Origin of the sequence: Pantoea sp. JK, assembly GCF_026130245.1 — a bacterium.
Classification (GTDB): domain Bacteria; phylum Pseudomonadota; class Gammaproteobacteria; order Enterobacterales; family Enterobacteriaceae; genus Pantoea; species Pantoea trifolii.
This window is the reverse complement of sequence record NZ_JAINFN010000001.1, coordinates 286,989-306,123: the sequence shown is the minus strand read 5'-3', so window position 1 is coordinate 306,123 and position 19,135 is coordinate 286,989. Positions and strand designations below refer to the sequence as shown.

Below are 19,135 nucleotides of genomic sequence, written 5' to 3'. Positions count from 1 at the left end.
GACTTAGGAGTTTCCATGAACACTGATCAAGCCTTTCTGTCGTTTCATGGCATTAGCAAAACCTTTCCTGGCGTGAAAGCGCTGCAGGACATCTCATTCAGCTGCCGTGCCGGAGAAGTGCACGCGCTGATGGGGGAAAACGGTGCCGGTAAATCGACGCTGTTGAAGATCCTCAGCGGCAGCTATCAGCCGAGCGGCGGCGAGATTCGTATCAAAGGCCAGCCGAAGAGTTTTAACACCACCGTGGATGCGCTGGACGCGGGCGTGGCGATCATTTACCAGGAACTGCACTTGGTGCCGGAAATGAGCGTGGCGGAGAACATCTATCTCGGCCAGCTGCCACACAAGCGTGGTTTGGTGAATCGCAAACTGCTGCGCTATGAAGCCGGTTTGCAGCTGCAAAATCTCGGCATGGATATCGATCCGGATATGCCGCTGAAATACCTGTCGCTCGGCCAGTGGCAGATGGTGGAGATCGCCAAAGCGCTGGCGCGTAACGCGCGCATTATCGCCTTTGACGAACCTACCAGCTCGCTGTCGGCGCGTGAGATTGAACACTTGTTCCGCGTGATCCGTCAGCTGCGCCAGCAGGGCCGTACCGTGCTGTATGTCTCGCACCGCATGGAGGAGATTTTTGCGCTCAGCGACGCTATCACCGTGTTTAAAGATGGTCGCTACGTGCGCACCTTCACCGATATGAAAAACACCCATCACGACGATCTGGTGCAGGCGATGGTGGGACGTAATCTGGGGGATATTTATGGTTACGCGCCGCGTGAACTTGGTCCCGTGCGTCTGCAGCTGGACGCGGTAGAGGCGAAGGGGGTGCGCACGCCGATTTCGTTAACGGTGCGCGCCGGTGAAATCGTGGGCCTGTTTGGCTTAGTGGGCGCAGGACGCAGCGAACTGATGAAAGGGCTGTTTGGGGCTACCAAACTGCGCGGCGGCACCGTGACGCTGGATGGCAACAAGCTCAACATTCGCCAGCCGATCGACGCTATCCGTGCCGGCATCATGCTGTGCCCGGAAGATCGCAAATCGGAGGGCATTATTCCGGTGCATTCGGTACGCGATAACATCAACATCAGCGCGCGTCGCCACAATCTCACCGCTGGTTGCCTGATCAAACCGAGCTGGGAGGCGAAAAACGCCGATATCCACATTCGTTCACTCAACATCAAAACGCCGGGTCCGCAGCAGCTGATCATGAACCTGTCGGGCGGCAACCAGCAGAAGGCGATTTTGGGCCGCTGGTTGTCGGAAGAGATGAACGTGATTCTGCTCGATGAACCGACGCGCGGCATTGACGTCGGTGCCAAACACGAAATCTACAACCTGATTTATGCCCTGGCGAAAAAAGGCATTGCGGTGCTATTTGCCTCCAGCGACTTGCCGGAAGTGATGGGATTAGCCGATCGCATTCTGGTGATGCGTGAAGGTGAAATTGCCGGTGAACTGTCCCACGACACGGCCACAGAGCAGCTGACGCTGAGCCTGGCGATGCCGAAAACCACTCAAGCGGCCGCCGTGGCCTGATGTAAAGGAGAGCAATAATGGCTTCATCTACCACTTCCAACACGCCACCGGTGCAGCGCAACGGGCTGCAACTCGGGCGGATTTGGGACAACTTCGGCATGCTGGTGGTGTTCGCACTGCTGTTTATCGTTTGTGCCATTTTCGTGCCGAATTTTAGTTCCATCATCAATATGAAAGGGCTCGGTCTGGCGATGTCGATGTCCGGCATGGTGGCGTGCGGCATGCTGTTCTGCCTCGCCTCCGGCGACTTTGACCTTTCTGTGGCGTCGGTGATCGCCTGCGCCGGTGTGGTCACCGCTGTGGTGATCAACATGACCGAAAGCCTGTGGATTGGCGTCGCGGCCGGTTTATTGCTCGGCATGGCTACGGGCTTCATCAACGGCTTCGTCATCGCGCGGCTGAAAATCAACGCCCTGATCACCACGCTGGCCACCATGCAGATTGTGCGCGGCCTGGCTTATATCTTCTCCGACGGCAAAGCGGTGGGCATTGAAGACGAGCGCTTCTTTACCCTCGGTTACGCCAACTGGCTTGGCGTACCGGCACCCATCTGGCTCACCATCGCCACCATGGTGCTGTTCGGCTTCTTACTAAACAAAACCACCTTTGGCCGTAATACGCTGGCAATTGGCGGCAACGAAGAAGCGGCACGTCTGGCCGGTGTGCCGGTGGTGCGTACGCGCATCATCATCTTCATCTTGTCGGGTTTAGTGTCGGCGGCGGCGGGCATCATTCTGGCGTCGCGCATGACCAGCGGCCAGCCAATGACGTCGCTCGGTTATGAGCTGATTGTGATTTCGGCTTGCGTACTGGGCGGCGTTTCGCTGAAAGGCGGCATCGGCAAAATTTCGTATGTGGTAGCGGGCGTGCTGATCCTCGGCACGGTTGAGAATGCGATGAATTTATTGAATATCTCGCCATTCTCACAGTATGTGGTGCGCGGTTTGATACTGTTAGCGGCGGTGATTTTTGACCGCTACAAACAGAAAAGTAAAGCCGCCTGATAACCAAGGCTGAGCGCGCCGGTTAGCGGGCGCGCTCGCCGCATTTCACGCGATAAGTGAGGCCACTATGTACCATCGTGAACCCCCGAGTGAGCAGCAGAATCCCTTATTGCCGGGCTATGCGTTCAATGCCTGGCTGGTGGCAGGATTGACGCCGATTAACGCCAATGACGCGCTCGATTTCTTTATCGATCGTCCGCACGGCATGAAAGGCTACATCCTTAATCTGACCATTAAAGGTCAGGGCCGCGTGTTTGATGGTGAATCCGCCTTCGACTGCGAGCCGGGCGATCTGCTGCTGTTTCAACCGAAAACCCCGCACTATTATGGCCGCGCGCCCGATAGCCCGTGCTGGTTCCATCGCTGGGTCTATTTCCGTCCGCGCGCGTACTGGACCGATTGGTTGCAGTGGCAGGATGAAAGTCAGGGCGTAGGGCGTTTGCGTCTGTCAGAAGCGCAGCGTGCCGAATTTGACCGCCTGTTCGCCAGCATCGAACAAACTCACAATTCCGGACGTCGCTTCGCCGAAGAGCTGGCGATGAACCTGCTGGAGCGCCTGCTGCTGCGTGCGGTGGAAGAGGACCCGCGCAGCCATCAACAGATTCGCGATCCACGCGTGATTGAAGCTTGCCAGTACGTCACTAATCATCTGGCGGGCGAAGTGAAGATTGAAGAAGTGGCGCGCCATGTTTGCCTGTCGCCGTCACGGCTGGCGCATCTGTTCCGCGAGCAAATGGGCATTAATCTGCTGCGCTGGCGCGAAGATCAGCGCGTTATCCGCGCCAAACTGCTGCTGCAAACCACCCAGGAACCGATCGCTTCTGTTGGCCGCGAAGTGGGCTACGACGACCAGCTCTACTTCTCGCGCGTGTTCCGCAAACGCGTTGGCGTCAGCCCCAGCGACTTCCGCCGCCGCAGCCAGGATGCGCAGGATGCGTTGGTGGCTCACGAGAGCTGGCAATCCGCACGGAGTGCTATTTCCTGAGTTTTCAGGTGATTCCGCCTTGTTCTTATAGACCGATTCGTCTTAAATCAGTCTGGTAACGAACAAGAGGAATGAGAATGAGCGATAAATTACGTGTCGGCCTAATCGGCTACGGTTTTGCTAGCAAAACCTTTCATGCACCCTTGATCGCCGGTACGCCGGATGTTGAGTTGGCAGCGATCTCGAGCAGCGATGCCAGCAAAGTGCATGCTGACTGGCCGTCAGTGCAGGTGGTTTCCGATCCACAGGCGCTGCTGGACGACCCGACACTGCAACTGATTGTTATTCCGACCCCGAATGACACCCATTTCCCCTTAGCTAAAGCGGCACTCAACGCCGGTAAACACGTGGTGGTCGATAAGCCATTTACCGTGACGTTGTCACAGGCGCGTGAACTGGATGCGCTGGCGAAAGCCAAAGGTCTGCTGCTGTCGGTGTTCCATAACCGTCGCTGGGACAGCGATTTCCTGACGCTGAAATCGCTGCTGAACGACGGCACCTTGGGCGAAGTGCGTTACTTCGAATCCCACTTTGACCGTTTCCGCCCTGAAGTGCGTCAACGCTGGCGTGAAATGAAAGGTGCGGGCAGCGGCATTTGGTTCGATCTTGGACCGCACGTGCTGGACCAGGCGCTGCAGCTGTTTGGCACGCCGGTCGCCATCAATGTCGATATGGCAGAGCTGCGTCCAGGCGCTCAAACCACCGATTACTTCCATGCCGTATTGACCTATCCAACGCGCCGCGTGGTGCTGCACGCCAGCATGTTGGTGGCGGCGGAATCAGCACGCTTTGTGGTGCATGGCATGCGCGGCAGCTACGTGAAGTACGGACTCGATCCGCAGGAAGATCGTCTGAAAGCGGGTGAACGTCCGCCGCAGGAAGATTGGGGCTACGACATGCGCAACGGTACGCTGACGCTGGCGGAAGGCGATGTGATGGTGGAGAAAGAGCTGCTGACCTTGCCAGGAAACTATCCGGCGTACTACGCAGGCATTCGTGATGCGATTACGGGCACAGGTGCAAATCCGGTGCAGGCAGAAGAGGCGATTCAGGTAATGGAGTTGATCGAGCTGGGCTTGCAGTCCGCCGAGAAGCGCCAGACTATGTCGTTGCGTTAATTCGCTTTACTCCCTCTCCCTTTGGGAGAGGGCCGGGGTAAGGGGAAAACACTCCGTGCGCTTTATCCCTCACCCTAACCCTCTCCCGCACGCGGGAGAGGGAATATTTATCCCGCCACGCGTGCGCGCAGCGCGGCTTTCTCGGCATCACTCAGGAACGCGATGGTCACGCCATTATCCTGCGCCTGACGCATCTCTTCCGCCGTCAATCCCGCTTGCGGTGCCGCCACTTCATACTCATGTGCCAGCTCAACGCCCTGAACCGCCGGATCGTCAGTATTTATGGTGGCGAGAATGCCATGCTGCAGGAAGGTTTTCAGCGGATGGCTGCTCAGCGACGACACGGTGCTGGTCTGAATATTCGAGGTCAGGCACGATTCAATACCAATACGCTGCTCGGCAAGGAAATCCATCAGTGCGCGGTCTTCAATCGCCTTCACGCCGTGACCAATACGCTCCGCGCCCAGCTCGCGAATCGCTTGCCAGATGCTTTCCGGGCCTGCGGCTTCACCGGCGTGAACCGTAATGCGGAAACCGGCATCACGCGCACGATTAAAGTGGCTGAGGAATTCGCTGCCTGGGAAGCCTAATTCGTCACCGGCCAAATCGACGGCGGTGATGCCATCGCGATGCGCCAGCAAACCTTCCAGCTCGCGCAGGCAAGCTTCTTCACCAAAGGTACGGCTCATAATGCCGGTCAGGCGCACATCGACGCCGTATTGCTGAATACCGGCCCGCACGCCATCAATCACCGCTTCAACCACGCCGGCAATCGGCAGCTTGTGGGTCATCGCCATATAGCCCGGTGAGAAGCGCAGTTCCGCATAGTGAATGCCGGCGCGCGCCGCATCTTCGACGTTTTCCAGCGCGATACGACGGCAGGCATCAAGATCGCCCAGCACTTTCACGCCCCAGTCGAGTTTCTGCAGGAAGCTCACCAGATCCGGCTCATTCGCGGTGACCTGCACATGCGGACGCAATGCATCGAGCGTATCAGCGGGCAGCGCAAGATTATGCTGACGACCTAAATCGAGAATGGTTTGTGCGCGGATATTGCCATCAAGGTGGCGGTGAATGTCGGTGAGGGGGAGTTTTAGATCAATCATGGCGCACTCGCTTAAGTTTCATAAAGTGCAGAGGATTATAAAAACATCTTGCGCAACAGCGCCAGCGATTTGCGCAAACAGGAAAACGGATGCTGAATTAATCAGCATCCGTCGCATTTCAGAACGATTTTAACCCGGCGATCAGACGATCAAGCCCATCATCCAGCTTGCTGCGCGGGCAACCGGCGTTGAGACGCAGATAACCGCGACTGGCTGCGCCGTAAGTTGAACCGGGCATGATTGCCACTTTGTGTTGATGAATCAGACGCTGTTGCAGCGCCTGTTCGTCAATGCCAAGCGGATTGAGATCGATCCACGCCAGGTAAGTAGCGGCGGGCGGCTGCCAGTTAAGCTGCGGAAACGCCGTGTTCATCCGTCCTGCAATGTGCTGCATATTGCCACGTAAGTGGGTACGCAGCGCATCCAGCCACGGCGCGCCATCGCGATACGCGGCGATGGTAGCGGCAAGCGCCATGACTGCCGGCGAGGATAAACCATCCTGCTGCTTCAGCGCGTGGAACCATGCCTGACGATCGCGCTCATCTGGAATGATGCCCCACGCGCCGGTCAGCGCCGGAATGTTGAAGCTCTTGGAAGCCGAGGTGAACAGCGCCCAATCGGACTGCGCAACCTGGCTCCACGGCGTATGCCGCGCATCACTTAGCACCATATCCATATGGATTTCATCGCTGATCACCTTCACGCCATACTTTTCACACAGCGCGGCCATCTGGCGCAGCTCCTCTTCGCGCCACACTTTGCCGGAAGGATTGTGCGGACTGCACAGCAGCATCACTTTACAGCGCGGACGCGCCAGCAAAGTTTCCAGCTGCGCCATGTCGCACAGCCATTCACTTCCGTGGCGCTGCAGCGGCTGCTCCAGTATGCGACGCTGATTGCTGTTGATGGTGTGGTAAAACGCATCGTAAGCAGGCGTGTGGATCAGCACTTCATCGTCCGGCTGCGTCCAGTGGCGCAACAGCTGCGCCACCATGTAAATCACCGACGGACCATAAATCAGCGATTCTGCCGCGACGTCAGTAGCGAAACGGCTGCGCATCCAGTGTTGAATGGCAGACAGAAAATCATCATGCTGCCAGCGGCTGTAACCAAATACCCCGTGCGTGAGGCGCTGTTGCAGCGCCTCGATGATGCAAGGCGCGGTGGCGAAATCCATGTCGGAGATAGTGAAGGGCAGCAAGTCCGCCACGCCAAACCGATCGGCCACGAAATCCCACTGCGTACACCAGCTGCCGTGGCGATCCACCACCTGATTGAAATCAAAACCTTGCATCATTACACCGTCGCGCTCATCAGATGTGCCATCTCATCTTTGACCGACTGCACCTGCGGGCCCATTACCACTTGCAGATTGGTGGCATTAACATGCACCACGCCAATCGCGCCGTTGGCTTTCAGCGTTGCATCATCCACTTTGCTCATATCAACCACGGTAATGCGCAGACGCGTCAGGCAGTTATCCAGTGAAGTGATGTTTTCCACGCCGCCCAGCGCCGACAGAATCGCTGGCGTGTTGAAGCCGGATTTACCGACAGCCGCGCGATTAACCTGCTGCTCCACGCTGTTGCTTTCCACTTCGCGACCTGGCGTTTTGATATTGAAGTGGCTGATGGCAAAACGGAAGATGACGTAATAAGACACAAACCACACTGCAGCAATCACCGGCACCCAATACCATTTGGTGGAGAGACCGTGCAGCACGCCGAAGACGAAGAAGTCGATCACGTTGCCGTCGGTATTACCGATAGTTACGCCCAGCATCGCCATCACGGTGAAGCCCAAACCGGTCAGCAGTGCGTGGATCAGATACAGCACCGGCGCAACGAACAGGAACAGGAATTCCAGCGGTTCTGTGGTGCCGCCCACGACGCACGCCACCACGCCGGAAATCAGCAGGCCTTTAATTTTATGACGGTTTTCCGGACGGGCGCAGTGATACATCGCCAATGCTGCGCCTGGCAAACCACCGAGGAAGGCCGGCATTTTACCCTGCGACAGGAAGCGTGTGGCGCTCTCGGCAAAGCCGTGCGTATCCGCACATGCCAGCTGCGCCTGGAAGATGGTCAACGCACCGCTGACACTTTTACCGCACACATCCATGGTGCCGCCCGCATCGGTAAAGCGGATGATCGCCACCAGAATGTGCTGCAAACCAAACGGCAAAAGCAGACGTTCGCCGGTACCAAAAATCATCGGACCAAATTCACCGGCGCTGTTGATCACCCAGCCAAGACCGGTAATCGCACGGGCGAAGAATGGCCAGATATGGGGAACCACCAAGCCCAGCACGCCCATCGCCATCGCGGTGACGATCGGTACAAAGCGCGTGCCGCCAAAGAATGCCAGCGCATCTGGCAAGCGAATGTTGTGGAAACGCTCATGCAGCCAGAACACCACGATACCCACAATCACCGCGCCGAGAATACCGGTGTCGATAGACTGAATGCCGAGGATATTTTGTACGTTATTAGCTTTCAGCACCGCCGCATCGGTGGTTGGCAGAATGCCGTTGATGTTGAGCCAGAAGTTGATGCTCAGGTTCAGCACCGCATAGCCAACAAAACCGGCAAACGCTGCCACGCCTTTGTTCTCGCGCGCCATACCGAGCGGAATGGCAATGGCAAACATCACCGGCAGATAGCTAAAGGCAAAGGAACCGATCTTCGCCAGCCAGATAAACAGATATTGCAGGAAAGGCTGATCGAGCGCGGGGATGAGCGTGAGCACATCGCGGCTGCTGAGCGAACTGCCGATGCCGAGCAGGATACCGCAGAACGAAAGCAGCGCGACGGGCAACATAAAGGTTTTGCCCAGACTTTGGAAAAACTCCCAAAGTGACATTTTGGGACGACTGGCGGACATAGATTCTCCTGGCAATAAAAGTGAAAGGCTTCAATGTGGTCAAGGATGATAAAACGTTTTATCACTTATTTTTGTGGCTATAATCACAAAGAGTGACTAATTGCAGACTTTATTTTTGGTGCAATCAGTGTAACGTTTTACCTCTTTGAATTTGGACGTGGGTAACGGAAGGCTATGTCCCAGCAGAAAACCACTATTCATGATGTGGCGTTGGTCGCCGGGGTGTCGGTCTCTACCGTGTCGTTGGTGCTCTCCGGCAAAGGGCGTATCTCGCCCGCTACGGCCACACGTGTCAATCAGGCGATTGAGCAGCTTGGCTATGTGCGTAATCGTTCGGCCTCAATCTTGCGCGGCGGCGAAAGCGGCGTGGTCGGCTTGATCGTGCGCGATCTCAGCCAGCCATTTTATGCTGCGATGACGGCCGGGCTTAGCGAAGTGCTGGAGCAGCAGGGCAAAGTGCTGGTGCTGACACAAAGCGGTCAGCACGGCCAACATCTTAAACGCTGCTTTGACACGCTGGTGGCGCAGGGCGCGGAAGGGATTGTGCTCGGCGGCGCGGTGGCGCAGGCGGAAACGCTGGTGCCGCAGGCGCAGGAACAGAACATCGCCTTAGTCTGTGCCTCGCGCGCCAGCAGCCTGGATAACGTTGACTCATTGCGTCCCGATAATAGTCAGGCGGCGCGCATGGCGACGGAGTATCTGATTCGTCAGGGCCATCAGCGCATCGCCTGGATGGGCGGTTTGGGATCGTCTCTGACGCGCGCCGAGCGGATTGGCGGCTACTGCGCCACCTTATTGCAATACGGTTTTCCGTTTCGATCCGACTGGATTATTGAGTGCGACGATCGCCAACAAAGCGTGTCGGCATTAACGCTGCAATTGTTGCGTCAGCATCCGGGCATTACCGCGATTCTGGCGCATAACGGCAGCACCGCGCTCGGTTGCTATTTTGGTGCGTTACGCTGTGGGCGAACCTTTGGTGAAGGCGCAGTCGATAGCTACTACACGCAGCAACTGGCGCTGGTGGGCTTTAATGACGATCCGCAGCGGGAGTTGCACGATCCCACCATGACCTTTGTCAGCAGCGAAGCGCGTGATGTAGGAAGAAGGGCGGCGGAACGGATGTTGCAGCGACTGGCGCAGCCGGAAGCAGAGATTCAAAGTTTGATTGTGCCGCCGCAGCTGATGCGCGGGGAAGTTTAGGGCGGCCAGTTGGCCGCCCCACTAATTACTCTGGCATACCTTCGCTGGTTGGTGCGCCCAGCATATAGCGTGACAGGAACTGCTCCAGCGTCATCTTATCGCCGTTCATGGTGACCTGACCGTTGCCGTATTGCAGGCTGGTGACGATGTTGTCATCCTGCTGCTGCGTCAGGCGGAACATCTGGCCCATCGCTGCTAAACCTTTCACCTGCTGATCCGCCAGCTTCTGCGCATCATCACCCTGATAACCTTCCGCCAAACCGACATGACGCATGGTTTCTGTCGCCATCGGCATATTGATTGCCAGCTTGCCGTCGAGGGTTTTCAGCACGCGATCCACTGCGGCACCCAAACTCTGCGCTTCGCCGGTCACGGTAGCCGGATCGTTAAAGCCGACGTTCAGGTTAAAGGTGCTTTCACCTTTGTCATTTTTCCAGCTCAACGGTGCGATGCTCAGCGTTGGCGAGCCTTTCAGCAGCGTTGGCAGGTTATTACGCAGGATGGTTTGCACGCTGGCCTGATAGCGAATCGGATCCTCCGCCACGCCCGGCTGATTCAAGAGATCCTGCATCTGCGCATTGTAAGTATCCGAGAAAGCTTTCACCGCCTGTGCATCGAACTGGGCAAACTTCATCGCCAGCTTAGCTTCACCAAATGGCTGTTTCTGCAGGGTGATCTTGTCAACCTTGACGTCCAGCTGCCCGCCAATCTTGCCCTCTTTATTGTCGAAGGAAGAGGTGGTTTTCAGCTTCTCCAGTGACAAACCTTCCTGACCGTTGATGCTGGCATCGAATTTATCCAGGGAGATCGACTGATCGCCAACGCGCACGCCTTCCGGGCTGAGGTGGGTATCGCCGCTCAGCTTCAGGCCATTGAGCGTGAACAGCACTGGCTGTTCCACCTGATTTTTGCTGGTGACCGCGATGCTGGAGAAGTCGCCGTCGAGGCTGACTTTGTCGCCTTTATTGTCGGCGCTGATGTTCAGCGTGCCGCCGTTGGTGGCCAGACGATCGCCGGTCTGCGGATTGTTGTAATCCACCGCCAGCAGGTTTAGATCGGTATTGGTTGCACCGCTGTAACCAACGCGGGTATCAGCATTAACCAACGACTTGCCGTTGGTCAGTTCAAACAGTTTCTTCACCGCATCGGTGTTTTGCAGCTCGGTATGCACTGACGCCATGCTTGGGATCAGGCTGCCGCGCTTCAACTGGGCGAACGGGAAAGGACCGTGATCGATAGTCTCGTTCAGCACGATGCTTTGACCTGGCTTCAACAGCGGGTTGTCATTGGTTTGCGAGCTGGCTTGCACCACCAACTTGGTTTTGCTGCTGAACACACCGCGCTGATAATCCTGATAGCTCAGCGTCAGTCGGCTGTTCGGTGCGTAAGCATTCAGCTGCGCATTGGCATTCTGCAACATCTGATCCATGTGGCTTTCCAGTTGTTTACCGGTAAACCATGCAGCACCAGTCCAAATCACGCCGAGCGCCACAATTACACCTACGGCAACCTGGGTCTTTTTCATCGCTGTGTCGTCCTTATCCTTGCGTCCGCACGCCGCTGGTCGGTGCGCGACGGGTGAAGAAAAACGCCCGCAGGCATTTTAAATTAATAGTTTGAAAGAATAGCAGTTAATGCTGGCAGCGTCACCGGAACTCAGTTGAGCGTATTAAACACGCGCGCCAGACGACCGGTGCCCGCCACGTTGACTGGCGACTCATTGGCAGCGACAAAGCAGGATTCACCTGGCTTTAGCACCAGCTGTTGACCGGACTTCTCAATCACCGCCTGGCCTTCAATGCAGAACAGCAGGGCAGCGCTGTTTTGTGCCAGCGCTTGCGGTGCAGCGGAAAGCCCATGAATGGCAAAGGCAAAATCTTCTACCGGAATCGGGAAGTTCAGGGTTTCGCCGTCGCGCTGCGGCTGCGTCAGCAGCGTCGCGGCCGGTTTTGCCTGGAACTTCAGGTTAGCCAGCAGTTCCGGGATATCGATAAACTTCGGCGTCAAACCGGCGCGCAGCACGTTATCGGAGTTCGCCATCACTTCCAGCGCCACGCCTTTCAGGTAGGCGTGCGGCGTTTCGGCAAACAGGAACATCGCTTCGCCCGGCTGCAGGGTGATCACATTGAGCAGCAGCGGCGAAAATAGCCCGCTGTCGTCTGGATAATCGCTGGCGATGGATTTGATCGTCTGCCACGGTTCGCCTTCACGCGCGTTGAGCGCCGATTTCAGTACGCCGATGGCGCGCGATTTGGCCTCGTCTTGCAGCGACAGCAGCGTGGCGAACAGTTTTGCCAGGTTGGCTTCGTCAGCATTTTCCAGGAAGTGGGCGATTTGTGGATGCGCACCGGCCACCGGTTCCAGCAGCGAAACAATTTCATGCAGCTCGCGGAAACCGTTCATCGCCTGGAATGGCGTCAGCGCATACACTAATTCGGGTTTGTGATTGGCATCCTTATAGTTACGTTCAGCGGCGCTGAGTGGAATGCCAGCAGCATTTTCACGCGCAAAACCCTCTTCAGCAGCGGCTTTGCTCGGGTGTACCTGAATCGACAGCGGCTGATCGGCGCACAGCACTTTAAACAGGAACGGCAGCTCGCCGAAACGTTCCGCCACCGCATTGCCTAGCGTGGCGACCTTGTCGGCATCAATCACTTCGCGCAGCGAACGCGCTTCACCGTTGACCTCAACGGTCGAAGGGCTTTTCGGGTGTGCGCCCATCCACAGCTCCGCCATCGGCAAACCTTGAGGATTTTCGATGCCGTAGAGTTCTGTCAGCGCAGTTTTGCTGCCCCAGGCGTAATTTTGCAGCGAATTGTTCAATTTTTGCATCGTTTACCCTTAATAACCGTAAGTAAATAGGCTTATTAAAGCAGAAAGTGCCATAGAAAATACACGAACAAGTGCAATAAAGGCGATAGGCTCGCATAATGTTAAATTCTTGTATGTGACAATCTTGCTCGCTCAACGGCGTCGCGGGAAGGCGTTTAGAGCGGAAACCTCAAAATCTGAGCTAAGGAGACGTAGTCATGGCAGCCAATCGCATTGAAAAAGACTCAATGGGACCGATCGAAGTACCGGCAGATAAGTTGTGGGGCGCACAAACCCAGCGTTCGCTGGAACATTTCAAAATCTCAACCGAGAAAATGCCAGTGGCATTGGTGCATGCGCTGGCGCTGACCAAGCGTGCGGCGGCGCAGGTGAACCAGGATCTCGGCTTGCTTCCTGCCGATCGCGCTCAGGCGATTCTTAAAGCCGCCGACGAAGTGCTGGCAGATAAACACAGCGATGAGTTTCCGCTGGCGATCTGGCAGACCGGCTCCGGCACCCAGACCAACATGAACATGAACGAAGTGCTGGCCAACCGCGCCAGTGAAATTCTTGGCGGCGAGCGTGGCATGTCGCGTCTGGTACACCCGAATGACGACGTGAATAAAAGCCAAAGCTCCAACGATGTGTTCCCCACCGCCATGCACGTGGCCGCGGTCATCGCCGTGCGGGAGCAGCTGATTCCGCAGATTCACGTGTTGAAAAAGACGCTGAGTGAGAAGTCCGACGCCTTCAAAGATATCGTCAAGATTGGTCGTACCCACTTGCAGGATGCGACCCCGTTGACGCTCGGCCAGGAGATCTCCGGCTGGGTGGCGATGCTCGAGCACAATCTCAAGCACATCGAAAACAGTATTCCGCACGTGGCGGAGCTGGCGCTGGGCGGCACCGCCGTTGGTACTGGCCTAAATACCCATCCTGAATACGCGGTACGTGTGGCGAAAGCGCTGGCCGATTTGACCAAACAGCCGTTTGTTACCGCGCCGAACAAGTTTGAAGCGCTGGCGACCTGCGATGCGCTGGTCCACGCACACGGAGCGCTGAAAGGTTTGGCAGCTTCGCTGATGAAAATTGCCAACGACGTACGCTGGCTGGCTTCTGGTCCGCGTTGCGGCATCGGCGAACTGGCGATCCCGGAAAATGAGCCAGGCAGCTCAATTATGCCGGGCAAAGTGAACCCGACGCAGTGCGAAGCGCTGACCATGCTGTGTTGCCAGGTGATGGGCAATGACGTGGCGGTGAACATTGGCGGCGCGTCCGGCAACTTTGAGCTCAACGTGTTCCGTCCAATGGTGATCCACAACTTCCTGCAATCGGTGCGTCTGCTGGCCGACGGCATGGACAGCTTCAATCACCACTGCGCGATTGGCATTGAGCCGGTACGCGAGCGTATCGATCAGTTGCTGAACGAATCGCTGATGTTGGTCACCGCGCTGAATACCCATATCGGTTACGACAAAGCGGCCGAAATCGCCAAAAAAGCGCATAAAGAGGGCCTGACGCTGAAAGGCTCGGCGCTGAAGCTCGGCTATCTGACCGAAGAGCAGTTCGATGAGTGGGTACGTCCGGAAGAGATGGTTGGCAGCATGAAGCAATAGCGGTTGAAAAAGCTAAGGCCGTTCAAATGAACGGCCTTTTTCGTTTACAACTGCCCGCTATACAGCACTGGACCGGTTGGCTGGCCCGTTGGCGAGCCGCCGCGCGGTTCAAGACTGATAGCGATCACGCCTGAGCGAGAAATCGTGCTATTTAACGCAACATCGGTTGCCTTCTGGTTATCCAATAAACCCAGCGAAATCGGCGCTTTACCCGGCGGAATCAGCCACAGCTGCAAACTGGTGTTATCGGCGATGGCCACCGGATGTAACGGCGTCAGGCTCAGCTGCTCCAGTTTGCTGTCCGCGCTGACCACCCATTGCTGTTGATGCTGAGCATCGTTCAGTACCGTCAACGGCGTTAACGTTGGTGGCTGCATGAAAAGTGAGGCGAGCAGGGCGATTGCCGCGAAACTGGCGGCCGCCAGCCAGCCCGCATAATGACGTTTGGCTCGAATCGCGCGTTGCTCGGGCAAGCTCAACGTAATCTTCTTCCACACCTTTTCCGGCGGCGTGACCGGCGCAAGCTGATTATCAAGGCCCGCCAGCAGGGTTTGCCAGCGTGCGACGTTAGCCGCGAGTTCAGGCTCGTTACGCAGCCGGCGCTCGAAGCGTAAACGCGCCAGCTCGCTTAAAGTGCCCAGCGCATACTCGGCCGCTAAGGCATCATCGCGTTGTACGTTTTCGTTCATAGGCCCACACACTCCCGCAGATGCTCCAGCGCGCGGCGAATCCAGCTTTTAACCGAGCCAACCGGCTGTTGTAGCCAGGCGGCAATATCACTGTGGGACATCCCCTGATAATAGGCGAGCGTGATGCTTTGCTGCTGTTCGCTGCTCAGATGACCAATGCAGTGTCGCAGGCGATCGGCTTGCGCCGGATCGTGCCAGGTATTCTGTTCGTCTTCCGCCGTTATCTGCAGCAGATCGTCAAACTCTTCTGTATTGAGCGTCATGCGCGCTTGTCCGCTGCGTAACCCGTCAATGCAGCGATTGCGCACAATGTGCGTCATCCATGTCATCGGCGCGCTAAGGGCGGCATCGTAGGCGTTGGCGCGGTTCCAGATAGTGAGATAGCAATCGTGCAGCACCTCTTCCGCCCAGCCTTGCTGGCGTAACATACGCAGGGTGAGGGCGAAAAGATGTGGCGAAGTCAGTCGATAGAGTTGTTCAAACGCGCGGCGATCGCCCTGTGCGATCGCCGGCAATAACGTCACTAATTGTTCTGTTAGCCTATTATCCATCATCTTCCCGGTTGGCTAAAATGCCCAACCCGAGTATAGGCAATTACTTAGGCATTAAGACGGTATCAATCACATCAATCACACCATTTTTCTGATTGACGTCATAAGTACTGATATTCGCCACATTGCCTTGACCATCTTTCAGCTGAATATTGTGCGGGCCATTATTCATAATCCACAACGGTTGGCCATTGACGGTTTTCAGCTCGGCATGACCGCCACCTTGCTTGATTTTCATCTCCAGCGCTTTCATGTCGTATTTGCCCGCCACCACATGATAAGTCAGGATGCTGGTCAACTTCGCTTTGTTCTCCGGTTTCACCAGGCTTTCAACGGTGCCCGCTGGCAATTTGGCGAAGGCCGCATTGGTTGGCGCGAAGACGGTAAACGGACCTTTACCTTCGAGGGTTTCCACCAAGCCCGCCGCTTTGACGGCAGCAACCAGCGTGGTGTGATCTTTGGAGTTCAGCGCGTTTTCAACGATGTTTTTTTGTGGATACATCGCTGCTCCGCCTACCATCACGGAGCCATTATCCATCGCGGCGAATGCGCCTGCGGTGAACAGTAAAGTGCTGGATACGACTGCAATGCCCATTAGCTTTTTCATCATAAATCCTCGTAGTAGGGAGCGAAGAAGTTGCTCACACTCTGATATACGAGGACAGGTGATGAATTGGATGCAGTGATTTTGAAATTTATTTTTAAACCTGCCGATCGCTCCATAAATGCAGGCGCGGAATGATCAGATGCAGCGGCTCGGCCAGCGGTTTGTGGCGATAAGCCACGTTATCGGCATCGTAGTTCAGCAGCTCACCCAAAATCGGTACCTGGGTGCGATCGCGGCACAGCACCAGCAGCGGAGAAGGGCAGGCAAGTTGCACCTGCTTCTTTTCGCTGGCGCGCCACACGCGGGCAATAGGCTGCACTTTTACCGGACGCTTGATTTTAAGCTTCGCACCCGCCGGTAACGCGAGGATCGCTTCCAGCTCCAATTGCACTTTTTCCGCCCACTGCTCGCGCGTCCACGGCGCCTGAGCGCGATTGGCCTTCAGGCTGCGCTCCAGCTGTTCCACCACCTGATCACGGGTAACGTTCTTGATTATATTTTTATTCGCCCAGCCGAAGCGCAAACTATCCGGTGAGTTAAGCAGCGTCACGCTGCGGTAAGCGTTAAGGGTAATTAACCCGCGCAGATGCTGGTGGACAAACTCAAAACGCGCCTCGCTCGGCAAGCCCGATTCCACGGTTATCAGCTGTTCCAGCCGCTGCTTCAGGGTATTTATCTCCGCAACCTGCTGCGTAATCTGTTCATGCACATCGCCGTCGGCTTCGATGCAAATCGCGCCCGGCAAGCGCACGGCGGCTTTGGTGCTGAGTTTTTCCGATTGATGCTGCATAAACAGGCGGCAATAGTGCGCCAGCGCCATATCGCGTGCCGTTTTGCCAAGATGCTGCGTCACCGCGATGCGTTCAATTTCATCATGTTCGCGGCCTTTCTCGATTTCCGGCAGGCTAAACACGCGCGCAATCAGCAGCGGTTGCTGCTCAATCTGATGACGCAACGCGGCTAAACCTGCTTCCAGCGCGTTGACGCAGTCGTGCAGGTCGGCAACCAAATCATAACGAGCCATAAATGGCCTCCATAGTTACAACATACCTTTCAGTGTACTGGCTGAGGCGCTGGTCTGCCAGCGCCGCGCAAGGATTTTGTTAAGCAGCCAACGGCGGGATTTTTCCAGCGGGATGAACGTGTTATAACAATACTTTGCCTGCTAATGGATAATTGTTGTGAAGCCTCAGCCAAAGCCACCTGCCGCCGCCATCGTTACGCTTGGATTAGTGCAAATCCTGTCATGGGGCGGATCCTTCTATCTTATGGCGGTGATGGCCAATCCCATCGTGGCGGAAACCGGTTGGTCGCAACAATGGGTGTATGGCGCGCTATCGCTCGGCATGCTGATTTCCGGTTTGCTGGCACCGCTGAGCGGGCGACTGATTTCCCGCACTTATGGCCGAGCATTGCTGGCGGCGAGCGGGGCGGTGATGGCGCTTGGTCTGGTGATTATGGGATTGAGTCATAACCTGCCGCTGTTTCTGTTTGCCTGGCTGATTATCGGCATGGGTATGGCGATGGGCCTGTACGATGCGCTGTTTGCCACGCTCGGTACGCTGTACGGCGGCCAGGCGCGCGGTGCGATTACCGGCATCACGCTGATCTCCGGCTTCTGTACCACCTTAGTGTGGCCGGGCACTGCGCTGTTGATTCACTGGCTGGATTGGCGCGGTGCCTGTTTTGCTATCGCCGGATTGTTGTGTGTTTCAGTGTTGCCCGCGTATCTTTACGCGCTTCCCGCGCCAGAAGGGAAAATCGCCGCCGCGAAAGCAAAGCCCACCGCGCAGGGCGACGAACTGGCGCCAACGCTGTTTTGGCTGCTGTGCAGCATCTTCACTCTCGCATCGGTGATCATGACGGCCATTTCGGTGCAGCTGATCACCTTGCTGCAGGCCAGCGGGCACACGCTGGCGTCGGCGCTGGCCATCAGCGCGATTCTCGGCCCGTGTCAGGTCGGATCACGCATCGTGGATATCGCCTTTAAGCGCGGTCATCCAATCTGGACCACCTTTTTCTCGGTGGGATTAGTGGCGCTCGGCTTGCTGCTGCTGGCGTGTTATCCGCAGTTTGCGGTGCTCAGCATGGTGCTGTACGGTGCCGGAAATGGTTTGCGCGCCATTGTGCGGGGAACTTTACCGCTGGTGATGGTCAAACCAGAGGCTTACGCGATTGTGGTCGGGCGCATGGCGCGTCCCGCCTTGATCGGTCAGGCATTGACGCCGCTGGTTGGCGGCTATGTGTTTCAGCACCTCGGAGCCAGCGCCACGCTGTGGTTGTTATGCATTCTGGCGTTGATTAACGTGCTGTTGGTGGTGCTTTTGCAGCAGAAGTTGCCGCAGGCCAGCCCACCGTCGGATAGGGGAGTGATAAACTAAGCAGCCTGTGCGCTTCTGCCCGATTAAATGGGGAATACGTGCCTGGATCACGGACGTTGACTTCTAAAAAGCAACAGTGTTTGTTATATTTATTGCTCATTGATTACTCACTGTCGCGGCATAAAAACAACAAGATAACCGCAACTCAGGATACAGAAATGCTTGATTACCGCTTCCCGACAGCTTTGCAGATGGTTTTGAGCGTAGCGATGGCGGAGCAACTGGGTAAACGCTCGACCAGTGCCATTTTGGCGTATGGTCTTGAAGCGAACCCCAGTTTCATTCGGAAACTTATGGTTCCGCTCACGCGTGACGGCATCATCGTCTCAACGCTTGGCCGCACCGGCTCGATTCATTTGGGTCGCCCGGCCGCTGAGATCACGCTGCGCGACATTTATACGTCTGTGATTGAAGATAAAAAACTCTGGGCATCGCGCCCTGATGTGGCACCGCGCTGTTTGGTCAGCGCCAACCTGTGTTGGTATTTCAAATCGATTGCGGAAGAGGCTGAAGAAGCGTCGCTGAAAGTGCTGGAAACCCGCACCGTAGCGGACGCGCTGGCCGAGCTGAAGCATAACGACACCAGCAACTGCGAAGAGCTGCCCGACCTCGAACTCGCCGACCTGTGTAAGAAAGGCCGCTAAA

17 protein-coding genes are annotated in these 19,135 nt (G+C 56.4%); 8 read left to right on the top strand and 9 right to left on the bottom strand.

The features are described 5' to 3' along the window. Positions 1–15: 15 nt before the first annotated feature. From araG to PanJK_RS01450, 4 genes are all read left to right on the top strand, one after another. Complete coding sequence (araG, locus tag PanJK_RS01465) at positions 16–1,536, top strand: L-arabinose ABC transporter ATP-binding protein AraG (protein ID WP_265296876.1); 1,521 nt, start codon at positions 16–18, stop codon at positions 1,534–1,536. Between the two features lie 17 nt (positions 1,537–1,553). Next, the gene (gene araH / locus PanJK_RS01460) at positions 1,554–2,540 is read left to right on the top strand and encodes an L-arabinose ABC transporter permease AraH (protein ID WP_265296874.1); all 987 of its coding nucleotides are present in this window, start codon (positions 1,554–1,556) and stop codon (positions 2,538–2,540) included. Between the two features lie 67 nt (positions 2,541–2,607). Next, positions 2,608–3,525: an arabinose operon transcriptional regulator AraC gene (araC, locus tag PanJK_RS01455; RefSeq protein WP_008110234.1), complete on the top strand. Its 918-nt coding sequence runs from the start codon at positions 2,608–2,610 to the stop codon at positions 3,523–3,525. A gap of 77 nt (positions 3,526–3,602) precedes the next feature. Further along, positions 3,603–4,643: an oxidoreductase gene (locus tag PanJK_RS01450; protein ID WP_265296872.1), complete on the top strand. Its 1,041-nt coding sequence runs from the start codon at positions 3,603–3,605 to the stop codon at positions 4,641–4,643. Positions 4,644–4,750: 107 nt separating this feature from the next. Here the strand turns inward: PanJK_RS01450 and add are convergent, their stop codons facing one another. The 3 genes from add to malX all read right to left on the bottom strand — a co-directional run bounded on the left by add (position 4,751) and on the right by malX (position 8,632). After that, positions 4,751–5,749, bottom strand: a complete 999-nt coding sequence (add, locus tag PanJK_RS01445; protein ID WP_176971865.1) for an adenosine deaminase — start codon at positions 5,747–5,749, stop codon at positions 4,751–4,753. Positions 5,750–5,867: 118 nt separating this feature from the next. Then, a complete protein-coding gene (locus PanJK_RS01440) occupies positions 5,868–7,046 on the bottom strand; it encodes a MalY/PatB family protein (RefSeq protein ID WP_265296870.1) in 1,179 nt (392 codons plus the stop codon). Further along, positions 7,046–8,632, bottom strand: coding sequence for a maltose/glucose-specific PTS transporter subunit IIBC (gene malX, locus PanJK_RS01435; RefSeq protein WP_265296869.1), 1,587 nt, complete (start codon positions 8,630–8,632; stop codon positions 7,046–7,048). The genes PanJK_RS01440 and malX overlap by 1 nt, the downstream gene beginning before the upstream one ends. 174 nt (positions 8,633–8,806) lie before the next feature. On the opposite strand from malX, the gene malI reads away from it, so the two are divergent. Then, positions 8,807–9,835 (top strand): Mal regulon transcriptional regulator MalI, encoded by a 1,029-nt coding sequence (gene malI / locus PanJK_RS01430; protein ID WP_265296867.1) that lies wholly within the window; start codon positions 8,807–8,809, stop codon positions 9,833–9,835. A gap of 25 nt (positions 9,836–9,860) precedes the next feature. Here the strand turns inward: malI and PanJK_RS01425 are convergent, their stop codons facing one another. Together PanJK_RS01425 and manA are read right to left on the bottom strand one after the other, a co-directional pair. Then, positions 9,861–11,360: a YdgA family protein gene (locus tag PanJK_RS01425; protein ID WP_265296865.1), complete on the bottom strand. Its 1,500-nt coding sequence runs from the start codon at positions 11,358–11,360 to the stop codon at positions 9,861–9,863. 131 nt (positions 11,361–11,491) lie between these two features. After that, positions 11,492–12,667, bottom strand: coding sequence for a mannose-6-phosphate isomerase (gene manA, locus PanJK_RS01420; RefSeq protein WP_265296863.1), 1,176 nt, complete (start codon positions 12,665–12,667; stop codon positions 11,492–11,494). Positions 12,668–12,864: 197 nt separating this feature from the next. On the opposite strand from manA, the gene fumC reads away from it, so the two are divergent. Further along, positions 12,865–14,262, top strand: coding sequence for a class II fumarate hydratase (gene fumC / locus PanJK_RS01415; protein WP_154152367.1), 1,398 nt, complete (start codon positions 12,865–12,867; stop codon positions 14,260–14,262). A 44-nt stretch (positions 14,263–14,306) separates the two neighbouring features. Here the strand turns inward: fumC and PanJK_RS01410 are convergent, their stop codons facing one another. From PanJK_RS01410 to tus, 4 genes are all read right to left on the bottom strand, one after another. Next, the gene (locus PanJK_RS01410) at positions 14,307–14,951 is read right to left on the bottom strand and encodes an anti-sigma factor domain-containing protein (RefSeq protein WP_256696365.1); all 645 of its coding nucleotides are present in this window, start codon (positions 14,949–14,951) and stop codon (positions 14,307–14,309) included. Continuing rightward, positions 14,948–15,502 carry a sigma-70 family RNA polymerase sigma factor gene (locus PanJK_RS01405; RefSeq protein ID WP_008110146.1) on the bottom strand — a complete coding sequence of 185 codons (555 nt, stop codon included), beginning with the start codon at positions 15,500–15,502 and terminating at the stop codon, positions 14,948–14,950. Before PanJK_RS01405 ends, PanJK_RS01410 begins: the two co-directional genes overlap by 4 nt. Before the next feature lie 43 nt (positions 15,503–15,545). After that, positions 15,546–16,109 (bottom strand): fasciclin domain-containing protein, encoded by a 564-nt coding sequence (locus PanJK_RS01400; RefSeq protein ID WP_222210489.1) that lies wholly within the window; start codon positions 16,107–16,109, stop codon positions 15,546–15,548. Between the two features lie 94 nt (positions 16,110–16,203). Continuing rightward, positions 16,204–17,133, bottom strand: coding sequence for a DNA replication terminus site-binding protein (gene tus / locus PanJK_RS01395; protein WP_265296862.1), 930 nt, complete (start codon positions 17,131–17,133; stop codon positions 16,204–16,206). Positions 17,134–17,290: 157 nt separating this feature from the next. On the opposite strand from tus, the gene PanJK_RS01390 reads away from it, so the two are divergent. Both PanJK_RS01390 and PanJK_RS01385 read left to right on the top strand, forming a co-directional pair. Continuing rightward, entirely contained in the window at positions 17,291–18,490 is a 1,200-nt protein-coding gene (locus PanJK_RS01390) for an MFS transporter (RefSeq protein WP_414858920.1), read from the top strand. Between the two features lie 158 nt (positions 18,491–18,648). Then, positions 18,649–19,134: an RrF2 family transcriptional regulator gene (locus PanJK_RS01385; RefSeq protein ID WP_008110154.1), complete on the top strand. Its 486-nt coding sequence runs from the start codon at positions 18,649–18,651 to the stop codon at positions 19,132–19,134. The last annotated feature ends 1 nt before the right edge of the window (position 19,135 follow it).